Below are 21589 nucleotides of genomic sequence, written 5' to 3'. Positions count from 1 at the left end.
TATTTAAAAAGTGAGGTGATACATTTGCGAATTTTACATACGGCCGACTGGCACCTCGGAAAAACGCTTGAAGGCAGAAGCCGTCTGAACGAGCAGGCCGAGGTATTGGAAGAACTGAATGCAATTGTAAAGGAAGAAAACATTGATGCGGTCATTATGGCGGGAGATGTATTTGACACGGTAAATCCGCCCGCGCTCGCCGAGCAATTGTATTACGAAAGCCTTTCCGCCCTTTCTGACGGCGGAAAACGCCCGGTTGTCGTCATTGCCGGGAATCACGACAATCCTGACAGACTGGCGGCCGCTTCCCCATTAACAAATGAGCGGGGTATTCATTTAATCGGCTATCCGCGGACGGAACCTGTCCACATTGAAGTCCCTTCGGCCGGCGAGCTGTTAGCCGTTGCTGCGCTCGCGTATCCGTCAGAAGCGAGATTAAACGAAGTGCTGTCTGATACGTTTGAGGAAAAGCTTCTCCGCGACCATTACGACGTGAAAATCAGACAGGCATTTTCGCACATGTGCGGATTGTGCCGGGAGGATGCCGTTAAAATCGCGGCAAGCCACATTTATGTCGCAGGCGGAAACCAAACCGATTCCGAGCGGCCGATTGAAGTCGGGGGCGCCTACACGGTTGCAGCGGAAAGCCTTCCTCATAATGCGGCATATGTGGCACTCGGCCATCTGCACCGTCCGCAAACGATCAAACGGGCCAAAACGGCTGCCCGCTATTCCGGATCTCCGCTGGCGTACAGCTTTTCAGAAGCCGGCTACGCCAAATCGGTGACGGTGGTAGAAGCCCGTCCCGGCGGTGAAGCGAAGTGGGAAGAGATTTTTTTATCCGCCGGGAAACCGCTTGTCAAGTGGAAGGCGGACGGGCTGAGCGATGTCCACGGCTGGCTGGATGAAGGGCGTGACCGGAACGCCTGGATCGATCTTGATATCCATCTGACTGATCAGCTTTCTCTTGAGGAGATTCACCGGCTGAGAAAGGCGCATCCGGGCTTTATCCATATCAGGCCGATTTTTGCGGAGAAGAAGGCGGACAGAGACCGGATTGAAGTGAAGCAGATGTCAATTGAGGATCGATTTAAGAAATTTTATGAAAAACAAACGGGCGGCGCCGTGCCTGATGATGAGATGGTCAAGCTGTTTTTAGAGCTTGCGTCGGCAGATGATGAGGAGGATGAGAAATGAAGCCGATCCTGTTAACGATAAAAGGGCTCCACAGCTTCAGAGAGGAGCAGACCATTGATTTTGCCGGACTGTCAGGCGCCGGGGTTTTCGGGATTTTCGGGCCGACGGGCAGCGGAAAATCCTCCATCCTTGACGCGATGACACTTGCGTTATACGGAAAGGTGGAGCGTGCCGCGAATAATACGCACGGCATCCTGAACCATGCGGAAGATCAGCTCGCCGTCTCCTTTACATTCGCGCTGCAAGCCAACCATCAGGTTTCCTACAAGGTGGAGCGCGTGTTTAAGAGAACGGATGAAACAAAGGTCAAAACAGCTCTCTGCCGTTTGATTGAAATAAAAGAAGAACAAACCGTGCTTGCCGATAAAGCAAATGAAGTGAATAAAAAAGTGGAGGAGCTTCTTGGGCTTACAATTGACGACTTTACAAGAGCCGTCGTTCTGCCTCAAGGGAAGTTTGCTGAATTCCTATCTCTAAAAGGGACAGAACGCAGGCACATGCTTCAGCGTCTCTTTAATCTGGAGCAGTATGGGGACAGGCTTGTCAAAAAATTGCGGCGGCGCGCGCAGGAAGCGGCCGCGAAAAAAAATGAAATGCTTGCGGAGCAGTCAGGCCTGGGCGATGCCGGAGAGGAAGCGCTGCAGCAGGCCGAGCAGCGATTTCAGGAGGCAAAGGAGCGCCTTGAAGCCGCGGAAAAGAAACGCGCACAAGCAAAAGAGCGCCATCTGGACCATCAGGAGATTTGGAACCTGCAAACAGAAAAAAAAGAATATGAACGGCAGCAAAGCGGACTTGATGAAAAACGGCCGCGCATCACTGCCTTAACAAACCGGCTTGCAGAAGCGGAAACTGCTGCGGCGTTAGAGCCGTACGCCGATCGTTACAGTGAAGCCATCCGTCAAAACGAACGGGCTATACGGGAGCACGAACTGGCCAAACAGCAATTAGCGGCAGAAACCGCTTTATTTGACCAAAAAAATGAAGCCTATGAAAAATGGCGGGCCTATAAAGCTGAACAGGAGCCGAAGCTGCTTAAGGAGCAGGAGCTTTACGCAAGGCTTTTAGAAACTGAGCAAAAGCTGACGGAGGCCAAAAAAGAAGCCGCAAAAACAAAAGCGGAGCGCGGTAAAAAAGAGGAAGAATATGAAGCGGCCTCAAAACAGCTGACCGCAGTTAAAGACCGTCTGACACGCGGGCAAGAACGGCAAAATGAGCTGAAAGAGAAGCTGAAAACAGTCCAGGTGACCGCAGATGAACGGAAACAATGCCAAACCGCGGCACAGATTGCGCTCGGCATTCAACAGACAAAAGAACAAATCACAAAAGAAAAGGCGAACCTTGAAAGGCAGACGAAAAGCTTAGAAAAACTGAATGACGAAAACAAGGCGCTCGCCGGTAAAGCAAAAACAGAAGAGGAAGACATCATCCGCGCCTATCAGACGGTTCAAGCCGTTTATCATATGGTATGTGAAACGGAAAAGTCAATGAAGACCGCATCCGAGCGGGCAAACGAGACGCAAACGGAACTCCGCATCCGGCGTGAGGAAGCGAGAACGGCTGCATTAACAAAAGAATTATCGGAAAAACTAATTGAAGGAAAACCTTGTCCCGTGTGCGGCTCAACTCATCATGACCGAACACAGTCCGCTCATGAAACCTACACGCTTGATACGGACTCAGAAGGACATTTACAGAGAATTGAGGCGCTGCTGGCTGAAGCGGCGTCCCTTTCTCAGGAAGTGCTGACGGCTAAGGTTACATTGGAAGAGCAGTCAGGGCGCTTCATCGAAGAATGTCCGTTTTTACAAACCGCCCAAGTGCCGGAGCTTGAAGCGGCTCCTTCCATTCACGGCCGCCCGCTCGATGAAGCGTTCAGCGCCGTCCGTTTAGAATGGAAACAAATGAAGCAGGATATGCTGTCTGTAAAAACAAAAGTCACAAGGCTGATCAGTGCATATCAAAACACCGTTAAACAGGCGGAACAGCTGAACGAACGGATTCGCTATGAAGAAAAAGAAGCGGAGCGCCTCCGAGAGTCGTTAGAGGAGCTTCAATCGTTGTCAGAAAGCCGGCTGAAGCAGTATAACGAAGCATGCGGGGATATGCCGCTGAACCGGATTGACAAGTGGCAGGCATCCATCGAAGAGAAGGATCAACAAGCCGAGGAATGCGAAAAGCGAATTGAACGCAGCATTGCATTTCTGAAAGAGCATGAAGAGGAAAAAGAACGGCTGCAGGAAAAATGTCATCAGCTTGAACGGGAGCGGCTGGAGCTTCACTATGCGTCAGAACGCATTCAACACGTAATCGACGGATATGAAAACGAGCTCGGACCGTCAGCTGAAGGAAAACCGATCACTATAAAGCTCGAAGCGGTGCAAAGCGAATTACAGCTGTTAAAAACGAAAGAGCAAACCCTTTTTGACGAACTGAAGCAAGCCCAGCAGTCTCTAAATGAAGCAAAAGGACGGGCAGCCGGCAGTGATATTTCGGTAAGGGATGCAAAAGCAGCACTTGAGAAAGCGGAAGAGGACTGGCGGGAACGCTCGAAAGACACCGTCTTTACAGAAGCAGCCGATGTCAAAAGAAGCCTGCTTCCAAAAGAGCAGTCAGAGCAGATAAAAAGAGAAATTGATGAATTTCAAGACCGTACAAAACAGCTCATTGCAAATATCCGCCGTGTCAGTGATAAATTAGCCGAACGGCAAGTGACTGAAGAAGAATGGGCGGAGACCGTTTCGCTGCTGCAGCAGGCGGAAGCGGAATTCGGTGCCGCGATGGAGGAAAAAGGGGCGCAGGCGAAAGCCTTTACGGTCATGAAAGAACAGCATAAACGCTTTACGGAAATCGAAGCTGAGCTGAAAAGCTGGCAGACTCATATTGACAGGCTTGATAAGCTTCAGTCCGTATGTAAAGGAAATACATTTGTCGAATTTTTAGCCGAAGAACAGCTGGAAAGCGTAGCACGTGATGCCTCTGCCCGGCTCGGAGCGCTGACACGGCAGCGCTATGCCATATTGGTCGATTCCGAAGGCGGATTCGTTATGCGCGACGATGCAAACGGGGGCGTCAAACGGCCCGTATCAAGCCTTTCAGGAGGGGAGACGTTCCTTACCTCGCTGTCGCTTGCGCTTGCATTGTCCGCTCAAATTCAGCTGCGGGGACAATATCCGCTGCAATTCTTTTTCTTAGACGAAGGTTTCGGCACCCTTGACCAGGGACTCTTGGACACCGTTGTCACCGCGCTTGAAAAGCTCCAATCAGACAATCTATCTGTCGGGGTGATCAGCCACGTGCAGGAGCTGAGGGCGCGGCTGCCAAAAAAACTCATCGTTCATCCGGCCGAGCCGAGCGGAAAAGGCACCCGTGTCACATTAGAGTTGATGTAGAAAGGGAGAAGGATGTTGGCGAAACCTGCCGGGGACACATGTGAATGATGCGGCCGCCATCATGTGCGGCTGACGGAGCACCGCCTGACACCTAAGGAAGAAGGCGGGACATTTCTTTCGACTGCGATGCTCTGCATCCCCTGCCATAAACAGATTCACGCGCTGTACACGAATCAGAAGCCGGCGTCAGGCTTTCCGGGATTGAAGAGCTGCGGCGCGATCCAAAACTCGCCCGATTTGTGAAACGGGTCAGAAAACAGCCGCCGGAAAAACTTGTGAAAACTAAAAATCAAATGAACGGAAAAAACATTGAAGACCAAAAAGCAGCCCTCTCCACAAAGAGCGGCTGCTTTTTATCCATTTCCAACCATATCCTGATCGCTGACATCGGGGTCTATATAGTTTGTCGCATTGACAATGTTGTTTAATAACAGGAAATCTCCGGTATTGCCTGCTCCCGAACCGAGCGCAGATTTAGAAGAGCTTTTTGGAGAAAGGTAAAAGGAATCACCAAAGTTTACGACTCCGCCCGATATGGAATTGATAGCTATAGGTCCGGTAATTGCTGGCATAAACGACACCCTTTATAGAAGTCTCACCGTCATTATATGTCATCTTTGGGATGATTGTGAGTTTGGCGAGCCAATCTGCCTAATATGCTTAAGTCTTGATTCCCCGAGCACAATTGTCGCTGAGCCGGTCTGAAACACAGAAGAGGACGATAGTCCCTGAACTTTGACGCTCCTGACCTGAATAGAGGGCATTTCGTGGCAGAAAGCGCTTTGGACGCCTGTTTCCGGAAGCGGCATCACGACCGGCTGCTGAAAGACTTGGTATTCTTTTTTGTGAAAAGAGCCCTCATCGTCTCTGTATGTGGCAATTGGACGCTGCACGGCGAGTACTTTCGTTTTCATATCAATTTCATTTGTGTCACCGGCTTGAAAAACACTTGCAATCCCGATTGAATTGACCTTTGCGGCCCTGAGGCGGGAAATTCGCTTTAACATTATTCAGGTGACAGCGGGACTACAGGCCCGATAATGAGAGATTCCGGCGGCGTGTCAAAAATCGAAGACAAATAGACTGAATCTGTATCACCGATCAATAATAGGGAGGAACTAGATACCCCGGTAGAATGGATGTCGCCGACTTCGATATGCCGGTTAATAACCGTAAAAATCATAATGGATCATCACCTTTCATCTCATCAGGTATGTGTTTAATAAAATGCTCGACGGCTCTGACGATATCCCGCTTGACGTGTTCAGCGATTTGCTCGGCATATTGCGCGGGCTGCATGTTTTCTTCTTTTTTTACATGCGACATGTAATATTGAATCCGGCTGTCCATCTGTTTTCTGATATCTTCTATAATGTGATATTTGTTTGTTTCGTCAAGCCTGCTTTCGTGCTGCTGTTCGAGCTGTTCTAACAGAAGGGGGATTTCTTCATTCAAATACATATCGACATTCTGGCGGATTTGCTGCATTTGCTGGCCCGCCTGTTCCTGCTGCATCATTCCGACCTGCGGAGCTGTCTGGCTGACCTCGAAATTTTGCACGGCGTCCGGATCAGTCGGATTCAATCCTATATTCAGCGTACCTTCGAGCCGTTCAATCTTTAGCTGGTCGAATTTATACTCCAGCCGCTCGATTGTTGTGGAGGGCCGCTGTTTCATCGTGGACATTTCATTTTGAAACTCTTTCAGCTGCCTTTCAAGCTCCTGAATTTGCAGTGCCTGCTGCTGGACGAAGGAATTTAAATTCTGCAGGTAGGATGAAACGGATTGGTCATACATTACATTCACCTCGCATGTGTTTTCCTTCTGAAATTACCGGCTTGAAGACCGAAGCGGCACAAATGCCGGCGAACCCGTACCCTCTGAAACGGTTACAGACTGCCCCGCACTGACGGCCGGCGCTGGTTCAGCATAACGTCCCGTATTATACAGGTTAGAAAGCGATTTAATAGAACCGGCGCTTCCAATTTGCAGAATGGAGGAGTTACTGACAGATTCAACACGCATATAATTGATTTGGATCGTTTGATTGACGTAAAAATTCATATTTGGACCTCCTTTATGCATTTCCTGCCATTGGCTGATCGATTACATCATTATCGTACACATTCGTTGTGTTTCTGTAATTCGTCAGTGTGAGATTGTCTCCGGTATTGAAGCTGCCCGCTCCGGCAAAAGTCTTAACCTCGCTTTTGGGAGAAATGGTGATGCAGTCGCCTATATGCACGACTCCGCTCGTGGCGACGACATTAATTTTAAACGCTCCGACAATTGCGGGCATACGAGCACATCCTTTTCGTGAAGGTTTTTGGAAAATTGCACACCAGGAGCATACTTGGGCTGCCTGCCTAGAATAGCTTATGACAAACGCACATTTTTGTGAGCGGAAAAAATCGGCGGGCACAAAAAACACCGGCGGCACACTGCCCCGGTGTGAAACAGCGCTTCACTTCGTTGCGCCGGACTTGTGCATTCACGATTAAACATGCTGCACAATTGTATGTGTTTGCTGTCTTTTAGAAACATATATCGTGTGTAAGAGAAACCATCTCTTTATCCATTATTCATGCAGCTTGTAAATAGACCGGGCTCTTTTGAGGAACCCGGATTGCGGGATCATGATGTCTGATGGTGCCGGGGCTTTGATCTGTGTATTTGTTTTCATAGGGCTGGCTCTTTCAAGGTTTTTTTGCTTGCAGGTGAATCAATTTGTCTGAACCGCGGGCCCCCGGGGTCTTTGGTTTGTTCACATCGGATGAGCCCAGACCGGCATCCGTTTAAGAGGATGTCCAGCTCTTGGCTGCACCGGATAGTCTCTGTCGCATTGATTCCGAATTTTTGTGCTGTTTCGAATAAGGTCAATCTCATTTCTTCAATTTTTCTGTTCATCGTGTGATCTCCAATTCTCGATTATTTTGGAAAACATAGGATGCCAATAGTATAACCCATTTTGTCCGCGAAGGTTTTATTTCGTCAATATGACTAAAAAAGTGACAATATTTGATACTCTTTTACTGTGATGAAAAAAGGATTTCCGGCCTCGGAGAAAGAATCAATAGAGGAACGGCAGATTTAAAAATGATGGGGGATTAACATGAAATTTGCGACAGGGGCACTGAACAACCGAAAGTTTGTCGGTCTGATCATTGATGATGACAAAATCTTAGATTTGCAAAAGGCTGAAAAAAGACTGTTTGAACTTGAGACGATTCCGGGTTCGCTGATGGAATGTATTGAAAAAGGAGATAAGTTTGCCGCGCACGCCCGGCAGCTTGCGGAATGGGCGAAAAAACCAAATGATGAGTCCGGGTCATTTATGTATCCGCTGTCTGACGTGAAGCTCTGTGCGCCTATCCCCAGACCTTCAAAGAATGTGATCTGCATTGGGAAAAATTATCGGGATCACGCCATTGAAATGGGAAGTGAAGCGGATATTCCAGAGCACCCCATGGTATTTACCAAGTCGCCGACAACCGTTATCGGACATGGCGATACAGTCAAAAGCCACGCCGGGGTAACGGAGCAGCTTGATTATGAGGGAGAGCTCGCGGTCGTCATTTCAAAAAACGGATCGCACATTTCCAAAGAAGAAGCGCACGATTATATATTCGGATACACCATTGTGAACGATATTACAGCGCGCGATCTGCAAAAAAAACATAAACAGTTTTTTATCGGCAAAAGCCTTGATACGACGTGTCCGATGGGACCGGTCATTGTACATAAGTCCGCGGTCAGCGATCCGCAAAGCCTGAAGGTCGAGACGCGGGTGAATGGGGAACTGCGCCAATCCGGTTCGGCAGGCGACATGATTTTTCCGATCGCGGAATTGATTGAGGCGCTTTCAAAAGGAATGACGCTTGAAGCCGGAGATATTATAGCGACGGGAACACCGTCGGGCGTCGGCAAAGGTTTTCAGCCGCCGAAATTTCTGAAACCGGGCGATCGCATTGACATTACGATTGAGCCGATCGGCACACTGTCGAATCAAATCGGATAATTGTGTGTCTTTCTGCGATTGATAATGCTTCCTTGCGGCTTGTTGTGGTACCATAAGTGAGGCAGATTGATCTGATAGGGGGAATTGAAAATTATGACACATTGGCATATTACATCATGGGTCATTGCGCTTATTCTGGTGTTTGTCAGCTACGGGCTGTACGGTTCCGGAAAAGCGAAGGGCGCTAAAATCACGCATATGATTCTGCGCTTATTCTATATTATTATTATTCTGACCGGCGCTGAGCTGTTTGTCCGTAATGCTAACTGGAACGGAGAATACGCCGGAAAAATGCTGCTCGGCATCATTACCATCTGCCTGATGGAAATGCTTCTGATCCGCAAGAAGAAAGGCAAATCGACTGCGGGCATGTGGATCGGTTTTATCATCGTTCTCGTCCTGACGGTTTTACTCGGCCTGCATTTGCCGATCGGCTTTCACTTATTTTAATCGATGATGTTGATGACCCGGATGTGAATTCCGGGTTTTTTATTTGCGCCTTCTTTTATCCGCAACAGTAACACGATTGAGTGCCGAAATGAGATGAAAGCGTAGTAATGGCGATGGGGTGTTCTCATCAATTTCCGAGTATTTTAACATCACCTTAAATCTTCCTTTACTGGGTATCTGTTTCTTTGGAATTGTGCTACTCTTCAAGAGAATCAAAAAGAATAGGGGGATTCCGAGATGAGACGAAAGAGATTCATATCGTTTGGGGCGGCCATTTTGACAGCGGCCCTTGTGCTGAGCCTCGCCGCTCCGTTTTCAGAAGTGTCTGCCGCAGAGCCGATCGAGCAAGCACAAGCCTTGGAAAACGGAAAGGCACAGTCCGGAGTGATTGATGAGCCGGAACAATCAGTTTGGTATAAAATAACGCCGAGTAAAGATGAAGTATCAAAAGATTCACATATGGCGTTAACCGTAAGCAGTCAATCCTTCTTAAATGTATCCGTCTACTCCAGCAAAGAGAAAGCCCTCAGCGACGACACGTTTGACATGTACCGTTCTTACACAGACCAAGAGAAAAGCGAAATCAACGTTCCGCATGCCTGGCAAGGCCCTTACTACATAAAAGTAGAGTACTTAGGGGAAGATTCTGAGGAAGAGGGCAGCATTCAAAACGAAAGCGCAGAAAAAGCAGCCTACACCATCAGCTATAAAGGCACAACGCTTCAGCCGGCAGATCTTGAACAAGAGGAATCCTGCCCTGTAGAAATGAGCGTCAGCCAGAAAAAAGCGGGAACCGGTATGTTAAAAGATCTGAGAACGATTCGTGATCAAGAGCTGAATCAAACAGCTTCAGGAAAAGAGCTGTCTAAGCTCTATTACAAAGCCGCCCCGTTTATCGCAGCAAAACTCGTTTTCAACAAAAAAGCTAGAACCGAAATCTATCAGGATCTTGTGACATTGAAGCCGCTGTTCAGCGACACGGCTGAAAACGGAAGCAATTCCTCATACACGGTGACTGACAAAGACCAAAAGGCGATTGAACGGTTATATGCCGCCGCATTGCAATCGGCACCTTCTTATTTAAAAAAAGAAATGAAACAGCAAGCAAATAAGCTTCATATCCACAGCTTAAAAGGCAAAACAGCCGGAGCGTTTTTAACAGAAAACAAGCTGGCTCCGGAAAGCAAAGTTCAGATGCAGAAAGTGATTTTTAAATTGAAAAATAATAAAAGCCTTGCCGCAGTCACTAAAGAAGCAGCGGGCTTCAAGGCAAGCGCGCAATCTAAAAAAGATATATCCCAAATCAAGCAGGCGAAGAAACTGTTTGACAACCTTTATTCCTTTGAAATGCCGAAAGATCAAAAACAAAACGGCACATACTCTATCAGCGCCAAACGGGTGAAGGACACGGCATCTTCACTGTCAAAACTGCCGGCTGTTGAATTTGCCGAACCTGTGCGTGAATACAAAAGCCAGTCGGCCGACATTCAGTATCCTTACCAATGGTCACTGAAAAACGGCGGCTCGGACGGGGGTATAAAAGGAGCGGATGTGAAATTTGACCAGGCGTCATCGCTGCTGTCAAAACGCAAGCTCAATGACACGCTCATCGCTGTCGTGGATACAGGAGTAGACAGCACACTTGCTGATCTGAAGGGAAAGGTAAGGACCGATTTAGGGCACGATTTTGTAAACAGAACAAACAGCGCGCTTGATGATCAAGGGCACGGCACACATGTTGCCGGGATTATTGCCGCGAAAAGCGATAACAGCTACTCTATGGCAGGGCTGAATGCTAAAGCCGGCATTATTCCCGTAAAAGTGCTGGATTCAACAGGTTCGGGAGATACAGAGCAAATCGCCCTTGGCATTAAATATGCGGCCGACAAGGGAGCGAAAGTCATTAACCTGAGTCTCGGCGGAGCATACAGCCGTGTGCTTGAATTTGCCCTGAAATATGCGGCATCAAAAAATGTCGTCATTGCCGCGGCAAGCGGAAATGAAGGCCAGAATGAGCTGTCCTATCCGGCTTCATCAAAATATGTCATCTCAGTCGGCGCAAGCAATCGGATGGATATGACGGCCGATTTCTCAAACTATGGAAAAGGGCTCGATTTGACAGCGCCCGGGTCTGATATTCCGAGTCTCGTGCCGAACGGAAATGTAACGTATATGAGCGGCACGTCAATGGCCGCGCCGCATGTGTCGGCTGCCGCAGGCTTGCTGCTGTCCCAAAATCCGAAGCTCAAGCCGAATGAAGTGGAAGCCAAATTAAAGCAGACCGCAGACGATATTTCGTTTAAAAGCGAGGACGGCCAAGAAGAAGAGCTGTATGATGACAATGGCGACCCGATTCCGATTCCTGTCATTCCGGGAGTTGACTGGCATTCCGGCCACGGCCGCCTGAATATCATGAAGGCAGTCAGCGCCGTTGATTTAGGCCTTGAAATCAACAAGCTTGAAAGCACACAGACAGCTGTCAGAGGAAAAGCGAAAGAGGGCACGGCCATTGAAGTCATGAACGGCAAGAAAAAACTCGGCAGCGCTAAAGCAGGTAAAGACGGCAAATTTAAAGTGAATATCCCGATGCAGAAAAAAGACACCGTTTTACAAGTGAAAGCTGCTAAAGATGACGCAAAAACATCTGTCACCATTGTCACAGCCAAAGGAACCCCATCCGCCACGCCAAAGGTCAGCAAAGTGACATCAAAAGATACGGCGGTTAAAGGAAAAGCAAACAGCCAAGCGAAAATCACCGTCAAAAATAAAGCGAAAAAAGTAATCGCGACGCAGAAAGCGGATCAAAAAGGCGCGTTTTCCGTCAAAATCAAAAAACAAAAAGCAGGCACCGTGCTTTATGTGACGGCTGCCGACACGGATAAACAAGAAAGCAAAGCAGTCAAAGTAACTGTCGGAAAATAAAAACAGGCGGCGCCTTTAAAGGGCGCCGCCTGTTTTACTTACGCTGTCCCGCCGTGTTTTGCTGTTGAATACATGATGGAGCGCCGCCCGTCCGACGCCGTCCATTCAAACCGATCGTTTTTCCCTGAGCTGCCGCGGTGATGCTGTAAGGCGCACTGGGCGTCATCTGCCGAAAAGTGGTAGAACGATACGCCTTCACCGGAGAACATCGCTTGGTTGTAGGAAAAAACACAATCATATACAGACAGGCCGAACCCGTGCAAATGCTTCAGAAACAAGAGAAACGTTTCATCATCAAGTGAGTCCAGCAAGTCCAAAAGCGGCCGTTTCACCGTCTTTTCATAACGGATCGTTTCCCCGCCCGAAAGGACAACCGTACCCCAGGAACCCACCTCGGCTGTATTGCCTTGAATCCGGGCCGGCTGCCATTTGCCGTCAAGTTTCATAAATACGGCAGCGTTTCCGAGGCTTTCAGCAAGCAGAATGTCTCCATCCCCGTTCTCAACAAGGCAGATGCCGTCCTCTATCATCAGCGTCCCGCGCTCCCATTTGTTCTTTTCTGAAAAAAGCTGTTTTCGTTTCATTTTTGCGCCGGTCTCCTTTGTTTTTTCTTCTCTTCCGTTCTTTCCATTTCAAGCTTGTCTCATACAACTCTTACTGGGACAAATCAACTATCTGTGTTTCTCTGCATAAACTGGGTAAAGTGCTGATAGAAACGAATTTGAAACCGACAGAAACGGGATTGGAGCTGATATCACATGTGTGGAATTACGGGTTGGGTCGATTTTAAAAAGCAGCTCGTCCAAGAGAAACATATTATGAACAAAATGACAGACACTCTTTCAAAACGAGGGCCTGATGATTCAAACGTTTGGGGAGAGCCCCATGTTTTATTCGGACATAAAAGACTTTCAGTCGTTGATATTGAAGGCGGGCGCCAGCCGATGGCCTGCACGCATCAAGGAGAAACGTACACGATCATTTATAATGGCGAGCTGTATAACACAGAAGATTTGCGGAAAGAGCTGCAGGCGCGTGGGCACCGGTTTGAACGGACATCTGATACAGAGGTGCTGCTGCATAGCTATATTGAGTGGCAGGAGGAGTGCGTTCACCGCTTGAACGGTATTTTCGCCTTCGCGGTTTGGGATGAAAAGCGGGAGCGGTTGTTTGCGGCAAGAGACCGGCTCGGCGTAAAACCGTTTTTTTATAAAGAACATGGGTCTTCTTTTCTGTTTGGCTCAGAGTTGAAAGCCATCCTCGCACATCCTGATGTGAAAGCCCGCACAGACAGTATCGGACTTGCCGAAGTGTTTGGCCTCGGTCCGTCCAGATCACCCGGCAGCGGCGTATTCAAAGGGATTAACGAGGTCCGCCCCGCCCACGCGCTCACCTTTTCAAAAGACGGTTTGTCCATATGGCGTTATTGGAATGTAAAAAGCGAACCGCATACAGACAGTTTTCATGATACGGCTGCTCACGTTCGGTACTTATTTCAAGATGCGGTCACGCGCCAGCTCGTTTCCGACGTGCCGGTTTGCACATTTTTATCAGGCGGGCTTGATTCAAGCGCCATCACCGCCATTGCCGCAGAACATTTTGAAAAAGAAGGAAGAGATCCGCTTCATACTTATTCGATCGATTACGAGGAGAACGACAGATTTTTTAAAGCGAGTGCTTTTCAGCCGAATGACGACGGCCCGTGGATCGATAAAATGATAGGCGCATTCGGCACACAGCACCATAAGTGCGTCATCACGCAAGATCAATTGGTAGAACATCTGGAGGAATCCGTTCTCGTCAGAGATCTTCCGGGCATGGCCGATGTTGATTCCTCGTTGCTGTGGTTTTGCCGCGAAATTAAAAAGGACTTCGTCGTCAGCCTTTCAGGAGAATGTGCCGATGAAATTTTCGGGGGATACCCGTGGTTTCACCATGCGGCAGCAGAAGAAGGGTTTCCTTGGATGAGGTCTACTGAGGAGAGGATCACCCTCTTAGATGAAAAATGGCAAAAACGGCTGCACTTAAGAGAGTACGTGAATGCAAGATATGAAGAAACAATCGCGGAAACACCGCTGCTAGACGGCGAGACGGGCGCCGATAAAGCGAGAAGACAGCTGTTTTACTTAAATATGCTGTGGTTTATGACAAATCTGCTTGACCGCAAAGACCGCATGAGCATGGGCGCCAGCCTTGAGGTGCGTGTGCCGTTTGCCGATCACAGGCTGGTGGAATACGTATGGAATATCCCGTGGGAAATGAAAATGCATGACAACCGGGAGAAAGGTATTTTACGAAAAGCGCTCGAAGGCCTGCTGCCGGACGATATTTTGTACCGCAAAAAAAGCCCGTATCCGAAAACCCATCACCCGAAATATACAAAAGGCGTCACAGAATGGCTGAAAACGATTTTACAAGAAAAAGATTCCGTGCTCCACACGCTGCTGGACAGAAAAAAATTAGAAATGCTGCTGGAAACAGAGGGGTCATCTTTTCAGGTTCCATGGTTCGGACAGCTGATGAAAGGCCCGCAGCTGATCGCCCACCTCGCCCAAATTCATACATGGTTTGAGGCGTACCGCATCGACATAGAAGAATAGCCGTGCCGCGACCGGTTTCCTTTAACGGATATCGGTCTTTTCATTGTGAAACATATGATAAACTAAACAGATAGAGGAGTGAGTGACATGACCGAATATGAAACGTGCGGACAAATCATTAAAAAGCATCTTCCCTTATGTGACAAAGCTTTTTCGTCTCTTCCGCTGAAAAACAGGCGGGCGGCATGGGCTGTGCTGGCTTTGTTTCATCAAGCCGAACAGCTCGATGACCTTCATGAGCTTGTCCTTTTTGAACAGGAAGCGGATGCCTTTCTCAACGGGACAAGCCCCGGCGGCTTTTTGTGGAAGGCGCTAGGCGATGCCCGCCGGCAATTTACATTAGAGGAAGAGCCGTTCTGTGAATTCATCGCAGGCCAAAGGCAAGATAGAGAGAAAGGAACATATGACGAGCTTGATGAGCTGCTCATGTACGTCTATCAGACGGGCGGCGCCATCGGTTTACTCATCCTGCCGATATGCGCGCGCAGAAATCAAGACAAGCTCCGCAACGCCGCCGTATCACTGGGAGTGGCCATTCAGCTGACACGCCTCCTCAGGGATATCGAAACGGATAAACGTCAAAAAAAGCGCTTGCCGCGGCAGGTGATGCAGCAGTTCGGCTATACGGAAGAAGAACTCAACAGCCGGACGGTCAACAAGGCTTTTATCAATGTGTGGGAGTATATCGCTTTTGAAGCGGAGGCGTATTATGAGGAAGCCGCAGAAGCGATGCCGCTGTTTCCGTTATATTCGCAATCAGCCATTTATGAATTGGCTTCACGTTATCAAACGCAATTGAAAGAGATCAGAGACCGGCTTTCTCAAGCATAAAAAACGCCCGGCTTCATTGCGAAGCTTCGGGCGTTTATGCGATTCCTTTTTGAATCCAAATCCGTGACCGCCATCTTCTGTACATTAAAATGCCTCTGACCCATTCATCCGCGATAAATGAAATCCACACGCCCATCAGCCCGAATCCGAAATAGATGCCGAACAGATATGCGAGAGGGAGGCCGATGCCCCACATGGAAATCATCGCCATATAAACGGGGAATTTCGCATCTCCGGCTGCCCGCAGCGAGTTGATGATGATGACATTAAATGAACGGCCGGGTTCAAGAATAATCGTCATGGCAATCAGCATGCTCGCCGTGGCGATAATGTCCGGGCTGTTTGTGAAGAGTCCGATCAGATCCTTTGAAAACAGCGTCATGACAAGGGATGTCAGCGCGGCAATGCCGAGCGCCCAATACAGGCTTTTCATACAGCGGTGATATGCGTCATCAAATTGTTTGGCGCCGATATACCTGCCGATTAAAATTTGTGTGCCTTGGCTGATCGCTGTCCCGAATAAAAGGATAAACATGGTGATGTTTTGCGTGTACACCTTTGTCGTCAGCGCCTGTGCACCCATGATGGCGATAAAATAAGTCACAACCATTTGCGAAATGTTGTAAGACAGCTGTTCGCCGGCAGACGGAATGCCGATTTTCAACAGCTTGCGCAAGTGCTCTTTATGGACGTGAAATACTTTCTTAAACGTTAAGCTGAGGCCGATGCGTTTTTTGACGATCATTATCATCGCAATTAATCCGATGACCCGCGCGATGGACGTAGACATCGCAACTCCTGCGACACCGAGAACCGGCAAGCCGAACGGTCCGAAAATGACAAGAAAGTTACCGGCGATATTTAATATATTCATTCCGATCGTGACAAACATCGTATCCTTCGTATAGCCGTAGCTTTTTAAGATGGCGCTGAACGTCATAATCAGCGCCTGGATAAATGAAAGGCCGCCGACCACCTGTAAAAAGACTTTAGCATCAGGCATCAGTCCATTTGAAAGGCCCATCACACGAAGCATCGGGACGGCCGCGAAAAAAACGGCGGCGCTGATCGCGAGGCTGATGACAAAGTTTGCCCCGATGGAAACGTATGCCACTTCCTGTGCTTCTTTTTTCTGCTTGGAGCCTAAAAATTGCGAAATAACAATTGTTGTGCCGGTTGCAATGAAGCTGAACATCACGATAATTAAATTTAAGATCTGATTGCTGACGCCCACAGCCGCCACACTGTTGTCGGAGTATTGGCTAAGCATAAGAGTGTCGGCGTTCCCCATAAACATATATAATGAAACCTCAATAAATATCGGCCAAGTAAGCGCAAATAATGAGAGTTTGTGATCAGCAGATTGTTTGAAGGCAGTTCGTTTTAAAATCGCTTGTTTCATTGTTTTACCCCTTTCATAACAAAATCAACGTTTTAAAGTGTACCGCCATTTTCTTATAATAAAAAGGGAGAGAAACGAAACTTCTTGCAAAAATCCGACTTAAAAAGGAGGGCCTTTAAAAAATGGCTTTTCTCGAGTTTACTGTCCCTCCATTCCCGGCGTTTATCGCCGCGGGAGAAGGAGTTTTCAAAAAAGGCGAAACACATGTGAGGCGGATTTTCTCCGTATTTGATCTGTTATATGTGACCAAGGGCGTCCTGTACATCACAGAAGACGGAAACTCTTTTTCAGTTGAAGCGGGGGAGTATATTCTGCTTTCTCCGGGTCTGGAGCATTATGGCACGAAAGGCAGCGAGGAGACGACCTGCTACTCGTGGCTTCATTTTGAGGGAGCGGCATATGACGTTACGGAAAAAGCCGGGAACAACTGGGCTGAACTGCGGCACAAAAAGGGCAGCTTTGAAGAGCCGGCCCGCTACCGTCTGGCATTGCCGCAAAAAGGAAAGGTGCGGCGCCCGCAGTTTATGGCGGGACAATTCGGCGTCCTCATTGATGACAGCGCCGAAAATTCCGATTTGCCGCTGAGAAAGCAGATTCTGTTTGAGGAACTGCTGCTTCATTTGCAAAAAGAAGCCTTTCAAATTCCGTCAGCGAAGGAAAGGGTCGCATGGGAGGCCGCACGCTACTTACAGGAGCATTTTCAAGAGAAAACGACCATCAAAGCGCTCTCCTCGGCGCTCCATTACAATCAAGACTATGTGACCCGCTGTATGCAGCAGGTGCTCGGTGTCACGCCCGGCCAATATACGAACAAAGTAAGAATGACGGAGGCGAAGCGCCTGTTATCCACAACCAATGACAAAATGGGGGTGATTGCCGACGCCATCGGCATGGAAGACCCAACGTATTTTTCTAAACTGTTTAAGCAGATCGAGGGCGTAACTCCGTTGGAATACCGCAAATTCGTAAGCCGCAAGATAGACTGAGCTTGGCGTATATGAGGAAATCAGAAAACAGATGAGGGATTTGTTGTATGAAAATCACAATCTATGATGTGGCGGATAAAGCGGGCGTCTCCATTACCACCGTCTCGCGGGTCATAAACAATACGGGGAGAATCAGTGACAAAACACGACAAAAGGTGCTCAGCGTGATGGAGGAGATGGATTACCTGCCGAACGTCCACGCTTCTGCTTTAACCGGCAAACGGACAAATATTATCGGCCTGATCACCCCGGATATTTCAAACCCGTTTTTTGGAGAATTGGCGAAAAGCATTGAAGACAGCGCGAGTCTGCTCGGATTTCATATTATGATTTGCAGCACTGATTATCATCCGGAAAAGGAAACAAAGTATTTTTCAATGCTGAAACAAAAAAAGGCGGACGGAATTATTATTGCGACAGGAATTGAACATGCCGACAGCATCAAGGCGCTGGACGATATCGTAAAATCCGGCATCCCGCTGGCGATGATTTCTCAGGACAGACCGCTCGTTCCGATGGACGTCGTCATTATTGACGACTTTCTCGGCGGCTATTCGGCAGCCAAGCATCTGCTTTCTTTGGGCCATAAGAAAATTGCCTGTATCACAGGCGACGGTTCGACGACAAGTGAAAAAGACAGGATGAAAGGCTTTCAGGAGGCAATGCGGGAAGCAGGAACGCATCTCGATGAATCGCTTATCATTCCAACGAGATACTCGCTTGAAAGCGGAAAAAAAGCTGCGGGTGCATTATTTGACCGAGACCTTCCGACGGCCGTGTTTGCGTTTAATGACGTCTTATCGTGTGCGGTGATTCAGGCTGCGCGTCTGCGGGGTATTCGGGTGCCGGAAGATTTATCCATCATCGGCTTTGATAATACCATTCTCGCTGAAATGGTCGATCCTCCGCTCACCACGATGGCCCAGCCCATTCATGAGATGGGGCGCCGCGTCGTTCAGCTGCTTATTGATGAAATTCAAGGAAAGAAAAAAACAAAAAGCAAAATCATCTTATCACCGGAACTCGTCGTCAGACAGTCCACCGCTCCGGCAAAAACGCGCCCGTAAGCTAAAGGGGCTCGTTTTTTTATCAAAAAGGGATTGTCAAAGGAGTGATAAGCATTGTAGAATGAAATCATCTTTTGAGAAAGCGCTTGCGCAAAATACTCCGAATAAGAAAAAGACCAAAAAGCATACACGAAAAATAAAGCGCTTTCAAATCGATATTACTTAAAAGAGAAACCGTTTGCTCCGTTTAATCATCTTCGGCGCAGGGTTCTCATAAAAAGGAGTGTTTTACATGACAAATCAAGTCAAGTGTGCGGTTTTGGGATTGGGAAGATTGGGATATTTTCATGCGCAGCATTTAATCAGCGAAGTGCAGGGCGCGCAGCTCACTGCGGTCTGTGACCCGATGAAGGGAAGAGCTGAAGAAGCTGCAAAGGAACTCGGGATCAGCAAATGGTCGGAAAATCCGTACGAATTGCTGGAAGATGACAGCATTGACGCGGTGATCATTGTCACTCCGACAAGCACACACGCAGAAATGATTATAAAAGCCGCTGAAAACGGCAAGCACATCTTCGTTGAAAAACCGCTGACCCTCAGCCTTGCTGAATCTAAAGAAGTCATGAAAAAGATAGAAGAAACAGGAGTCATCTGCCAGGTCGGCTTTATGAGGCGGTTTGATCCGGCGTACGCTGACGCGAAAAGACGAATCGATGCCGGGGAAATCGGCAAGCCTATTTATTATAAGGGCTTTACTAGAGATTACGGCTCACCGCCGGCGGAATTTATTAAGCATAGCGGCGGCCTTTTCATTGACTGCTCGATTCATGATTACGATATGGCCAGGTATCTCATGAATGCTGAAGTGACGTCTGTCAGCGGACACGGCCGGATTTTAAAGCATCCGTTCATGGAGGAGTGCGGAGATGTCGACCAGGCATTGACGTATCTTGAATTTGACTCGGGCGCTGCCGGAGATGTGGAGGCAAGCAGAAATTCCCCGTACGGCCATGACATCCGCGCAGAAATTATCGGCACAACGGGAACTATATTAGTGGGAACGCTGCGGAACCGGCATGTCACCGTTTTGACGGAGGCTGGCAGCAGCTATGACATTATTCCTGACTTTCAAACCCGCTTTAAAGACGCCTACCGTCTGGAGCTTGAGCATTTTACGGCATGTGTGCAAAAAGGGGAAACACCGATTGTCACAGAAGTCGATGCCGCAATTAATTTAGAAATCGGCATTGCCGCGACTGATTCCTTTAGAACAGGAAAGCCTGTGAAGCTTACGGCAGGCATCCGCTATGCCGGAATATAATTGTATCCGCTTCTCCGATGCGCAATCATATCTTTATGACTTCAAAAACAGTTAAAAGCAAGGGGCAGCTCAGCCCTTGCTTTTTTTGTATAAAAAATAAATATAGTCAGTCGGTACGCCTTTATGTCCCATTTGGTGAAGCATAGCGCTTATATTGCCGCGATGGTATGTGCCGTGGTTTACAACATGCCGGATGATATCGGCGTATGTCGTATGAAGTGTTCCGTAGTGCGGGTGAGAAATGGAGATCGAACTTTCCGTATCCTCCAGCCCCGTTAAAAATTTGCCGTATTCTTCATAAAGCGCCGTCATCTTATGTTCAATCGCATCGTGATCTCCGTGCAGCTCCTTAAATTGAGAGAGACTTGGAATGATGTGCTCGTACGTTTCACCATAAAGCGTTTTAAGCCAGAAATAGTCAGCCTGGCACATATGCAGCAGCACAGCATTGACGGACGGAAAAACACTTTCTGTTTCCTGATTCAGGCTTACAGCAGGCACGTTTTTCAGATGCTGAAATATTTGCTGATTGGCCCATACGTGATAGTCATAGAGCTTTTGAATTTGAGACATTCACATTCCCCCTTTTCCTTTCTGTAATTCAACGCTTATGGGGAAATCCCTTTTTAATGCATTCGCAGGCATACTTGGAGAAGGGTATTAAACTGCGGTCATTGTCCTGTAATAGGCATTAGACAATGGCCCCGAGCGCTCTCGCAAAAGTAATGGCGTGGGCGGGGGCTATGCGGCATCCTTTCAGCTTATCTAGCGAGACGTGCATATCCTCAAAGGTGCATGTGCTGATATCCATGTTGAAGAGAGAAGTGCCGATGAAGTTTGCGCCGTCCAAATGACATGCATCAAACTGTGTATGCTCAAGAGCGGCATCATTGCATTCACTTTCAGAAAGAGTGCATTGTTCAAAGCGTACATGTTTCATATTTGAATAGCTGAATGAACTGTAATTGGCATGGCAGTCTTCAAACCGCACATTACGCAAGGTGCAGTCGGCCAGATTCACTCCGAGCAATTTTGAGTTTTGAAAGACCGTTCTATGGATGATGCTCCCGCTGAAATCGGTGTTTGACAAATCGCATTTTTCAAACCGCACATCCGTACATTCCATATGTCTGAATGAGACGTCCGTAAAGATCATATTTCTGAAAATCACCTGCTCGGCACACAAGTGCTGCAGGTCATCTCCGCTGATTGAACCATTTTCAATCACCGCCTCCTTTATATGATCCTCCTTAAGCGCTTCACTAAAAGAAAGAAGCGGTAATTGCTCCGGAATTTTCGGTTTTTGTATCGTATTCATCGACTTACTCCCTTTACTAAAATAATAGCTGAAATCAGCGATTGAAACATATAGTGAATCGAAACGGTTTTTCTTATGATAATCAGAAAACATATACAGCACCGCCTGCAAAGCGTGCCTTACATCTTCGCCGATTTTCGAGTGTTTC

General features: G+C 48.1%; 20 protein-coding genes and 2 pseudogenes. 11 read left to right on the top strand and 11 right to left on the bottom strand.

The window, feature by feature from the left end; genetic code table 11:
• Positions 1 to 24: 24 nt before the first annotated feature.
• The 3 genes and pseudogenes from sbcD (at position 25) to KY305_RS07255 (ending at position 4899) form a co-directional block, all read left to right on the top strand.
• Entirely contained in the window at positions 25 to 1197 is a 1173-nt protein-coding gene (gene sbcD / locus KY305_RS07265) for an exonuclease subunit SbcD (protein ID WP_223061971.1), read from the top strand.
• The gene (sbcC, locus tag KY305_RS07260; RefSeq protein ID WP_223061970.1) at positions 1194 to 4586 is read left to right on the top strand and encodes an exonuclease subunit SbcC; all 3393 of its coding nucleotides are present in this window, start codon (positions 1194 to 1196) and stop codon (positions 4584 to 4586) included. Before sbcD ends, sbcC begins: the two co-directional genes overlap by 4 nt.
• 63 nt (positions 4587 to 4649) lie before the next feature.
• Positions 4650 to 4899: pseudogene (locus KY305_RS07255) on the top strand (HNH endonuclease).
• Between the two features lie 40 nt (positions 4900 to 4939).
• Here the strand turns inward: KY305_RS07255 and KY305_RS07250 are convergent.
• From KY305_RS07250 to KY305_RS07220, 7 genes and pseudogenes are all read right to left on the bottom strand, one after another.
• Positions 4940 to 5158 carry a spore germination protein gene (locus KY305_RS07250; RefSeq protein WP_214800841.1) on the bottom strand — a complete coding sequence of 73 codons (219 nt, stop codon included), beginning with the start codon at positions 5156 to 5158 and terminating at the stop codon, positions 4940 to 4942.
• A 39-nt stretch (positions 5159 to 5197) separates the two neighbouring features.
• On the bottom strand, positions 5198 to 5593 hold the full coding sequence (locus tag KY305_RS07245; protein WP_223061969.1) for a spore germination protein GerPE: 396 nt from the start codon (positions 5591 to 5593) through the stop codon (positions 5198 to 5200).
• A complete protein-coding gene (locus tag KY305_RS07240) occupies positions 5593 to 5769 on the bottom strand; it encodes a spore gernimation protein GerPD (protein ID WP_223061968.1) in 177 nt (58 codons plus the stop codon). The genes KY305_RS07245 and KY305_RS07240 overlap by 1 nt, the downstream gene beginning before the upstream one ends.
• On the bottom strand, positions 5766 to 6383 hold the full coding sequence (gerPC, locus tag KY305_RS07235; RefSeq protein ID WP_223061967.1) for a spore germination protein GerPC: 618 nt from the start codon (positions 6381 to 6383) through the stop codon (positions 5766 to 5768). Before gerPC ends, KY305_RS07240 begins: the two co-directional genes overlap by 4 nt.
• A 33-nt stretch (positions 6384 to 6416) precedes the next feature.
• Positions 6417 to 6650: a spore germination protein GerPB gene (locus KY305_RS07230; protein ID WP_223061966.1), complete on the bottom strand. Its 234-nt coding sequence runs from the start codon at positions 6648 to 6650 to the stop codon at positions 6417 to 6419.
• Between the two features lie 13 nt (positions 6651 to 6663).
• Positions 6664 to 6885: a spore germination protein gene (locus KY305_RS07225; RefSeq protein ID WP_223061965.1), complete on the bottom strand. Its 222-nt coding sequence runs from the start codon at positions 6883 to 6885 to the stop codon at positions 6664 to 6666.
• Between the two features lie 494 nt (positions 6886 to 7379).
• Positions 7380 to 7493 (bottom strand): annotated as a pseudogene (locus KY305_RS07220) (aspartyl-phosphate phosphatase Spo0E family protein); the annotation flags it as partial.
• Positions 7494 to 7698: 205 nt separating this feature from the next.
• Here KY305_RS07220 and KY305_RS07215 point away from each other — a divergent pair.
• From KY305_RS07215 to KY305_RS07205, 3 genes are all read left to right on the top strand, one after another.
• Positions 7699 to 8604 (top strand): fumarylacetoacetate hydrolase family protein, encoded by a 906-nt coding sequence (locus tag KY305_RS07215; protein WP_223061964.1) that lies wholly within the window; start codon positions 7699 to 7701, stop codon positions 8602 to 8604.
• A gap of 93 nt (positions 8605 to 8697) precedes the next feature.
• Positions 8698 to 9054, top strand: coding sequence for a YisL family protein (locus KY305_RS07210; RefSeq protein ID WP_223061963.1), 357 nt, complete (start codon positions 8698 to 8700; stop codon positions 9052 to 9054).
• A gap of 237 nt (positions 9055 to 9291) precedes the next feature.
• A complete protein-coding gene (locus tag KY305_RS07205; protein WP_223061962.1) occupies positions 9292 to 11976 on the top strand; it encodes a peptidase S8 in 2685 nt (894 codons plus the stop codon).
• A gap of 38 nt (positions 11977 to 12014) precedes the next feature.
• On the opposite strand, the gene KY305_RS07200 is transcribed toward KY305_RS07205, so the two are convergent.
• Positions 12015 to 12560, bottom strand: a complete 546-nt coding sequence (locus tag KY305_RS07200) for a DUF2777 family protein (protein ID WP_223061961.1) — start codon at positions 12558 to 12560, stop codon at positions 12015 to 12017.
• Positions 12561 to 12734: 174 nt separating this feature from the next.
• On the opposite strand from KY305_RS07200, the gene asnB reads away from it, so the two are divergent.
• Both asnB and KY305_RS07190 read left to right on the top strand, forming a co-directional pair.
• Positions 12735 to 14576, top strand: coding sequence for an asparagine synthase (glutamine-hydrolyzing) (gene asnB, locus KY305_RS07195; RefSeq protein WP_223061960.1), 1842 nt, complete (start codon positions 12735 to 12737; stop codon positions 14574 to 14576).
• Between the two features lie 87 nt (positions 14577 to 14663).
• Positions 14664 to 15407 carry a squalene/phytoene synthase family protein gene (locus KY305_RS07190; RefSeq protein WP_223061959.1) on the top strand — a complete coding sequence of 248 codons (744 nt, stop codon included), beginning with the start codon at positions 14664 to 14666 and terminating at the stop codon, positions 15405 to 15407.
• A gap of 34 nt (positions 15408 to 15441) precedes the next feature.
• On the opposite strand, the gene KY305_RS07185 is transcribed toward KY305_RS07190, so the two are convergent.
• Positions 15442 to 16809, bottom strand: coding sequence for an MATE family efflux transporter (locus KY305_RS07185; protein WP_223061958.1), 1368 nt, complete (start codon positions 16807 to 16809; stop codon positions 15442 to 15444).
• A gap of 122 nt (positions 16810 to 16931) precedes the next feature.
• On the opposite strand from KY305_RS07185, the gene KY305_RS07180 reads away from it, so the two are divergent.
• The 3 genes from KY305_RS07180 (at position 16932) to iolX (ending at position 20123) form a co-directional block, all read left to right on the top strand.
• Positions 16932 to 17795 (top strand): AraC family transcriptional regulator, encoded by an 864-nt coding sequence (locus tag KY305_RS07180; protein ID WP_223061957.1) that lies wholly within the window; start codon positions 16932 to 16934, stop codon positions 17793 to 17795.
• A 47-nt stretch (positions 17796 to 17842) separates the two neighbouring features.
• Positions 17843 to 18862 (top strand): LacI family DNA-binding transcriptional regulator, encoded by a 1020-nt coding sequence (locus KY305_RS07175; protein ID WP_223061956.1) that lies wholly within the window; start codon positions 17843 to 17845, stop codon positions 18860 to 18862.
• A 232-nt stretch (positions 18863 to 19094) separates the two neighbouring features.
• The gene (iolX, locus tag KY305_RS07170; protein WP_223061955.1) at positions 19095 to 20123 is read left to right on the top strand and encodes a scyllo-inositol 2-dehydrogenase; all 1029 of its coding nucleotides are present in this window, start codon (positions 19095 to 19097) and stop codon (positions 20121 to 20123) included.
• A gap of 69 nt (positions 20124 to 20192) precedes the next feature.
• On the opposite strand, the gene KY305_RS07165 is transcribed toward iolX, so the two are convergent.
• A complete protein-coding gene (locus tag KY305_RS07165; RefSeq protein ID WP_223061954.1) occupies positions 20193 to 20696 on the bottom strand; it encodes a DinB family protein in 504 nt (167 codons plus the stop codon).
• A 118-nt stretch (positions 20697 to 20814) separates the two neighbouring features.
• Entirely contained in the window at positions 20815 to 21441 is a 627-nt protein-coding gene (locus tag KY305_RS07160; protein ID WP_223061953.1) for a pentapeptide repeat-containing protein, read from the bottom strand.
• Positions 21442 to 21589: the final 148 nt, after the last annotated feature.

The organism is Bacillus sp. YC2, from assembly GCF_019891195.1.
Lineage (GTDB): Bacteria > Bacillota > Bacilli > Bacillales > Bacillaceae > Bacillus.
The sequence above is the reverse complement of the archived record's forward strand: the minus strand, read 5'-3'. Positions and strand labels throughout refer to the sequence as shown.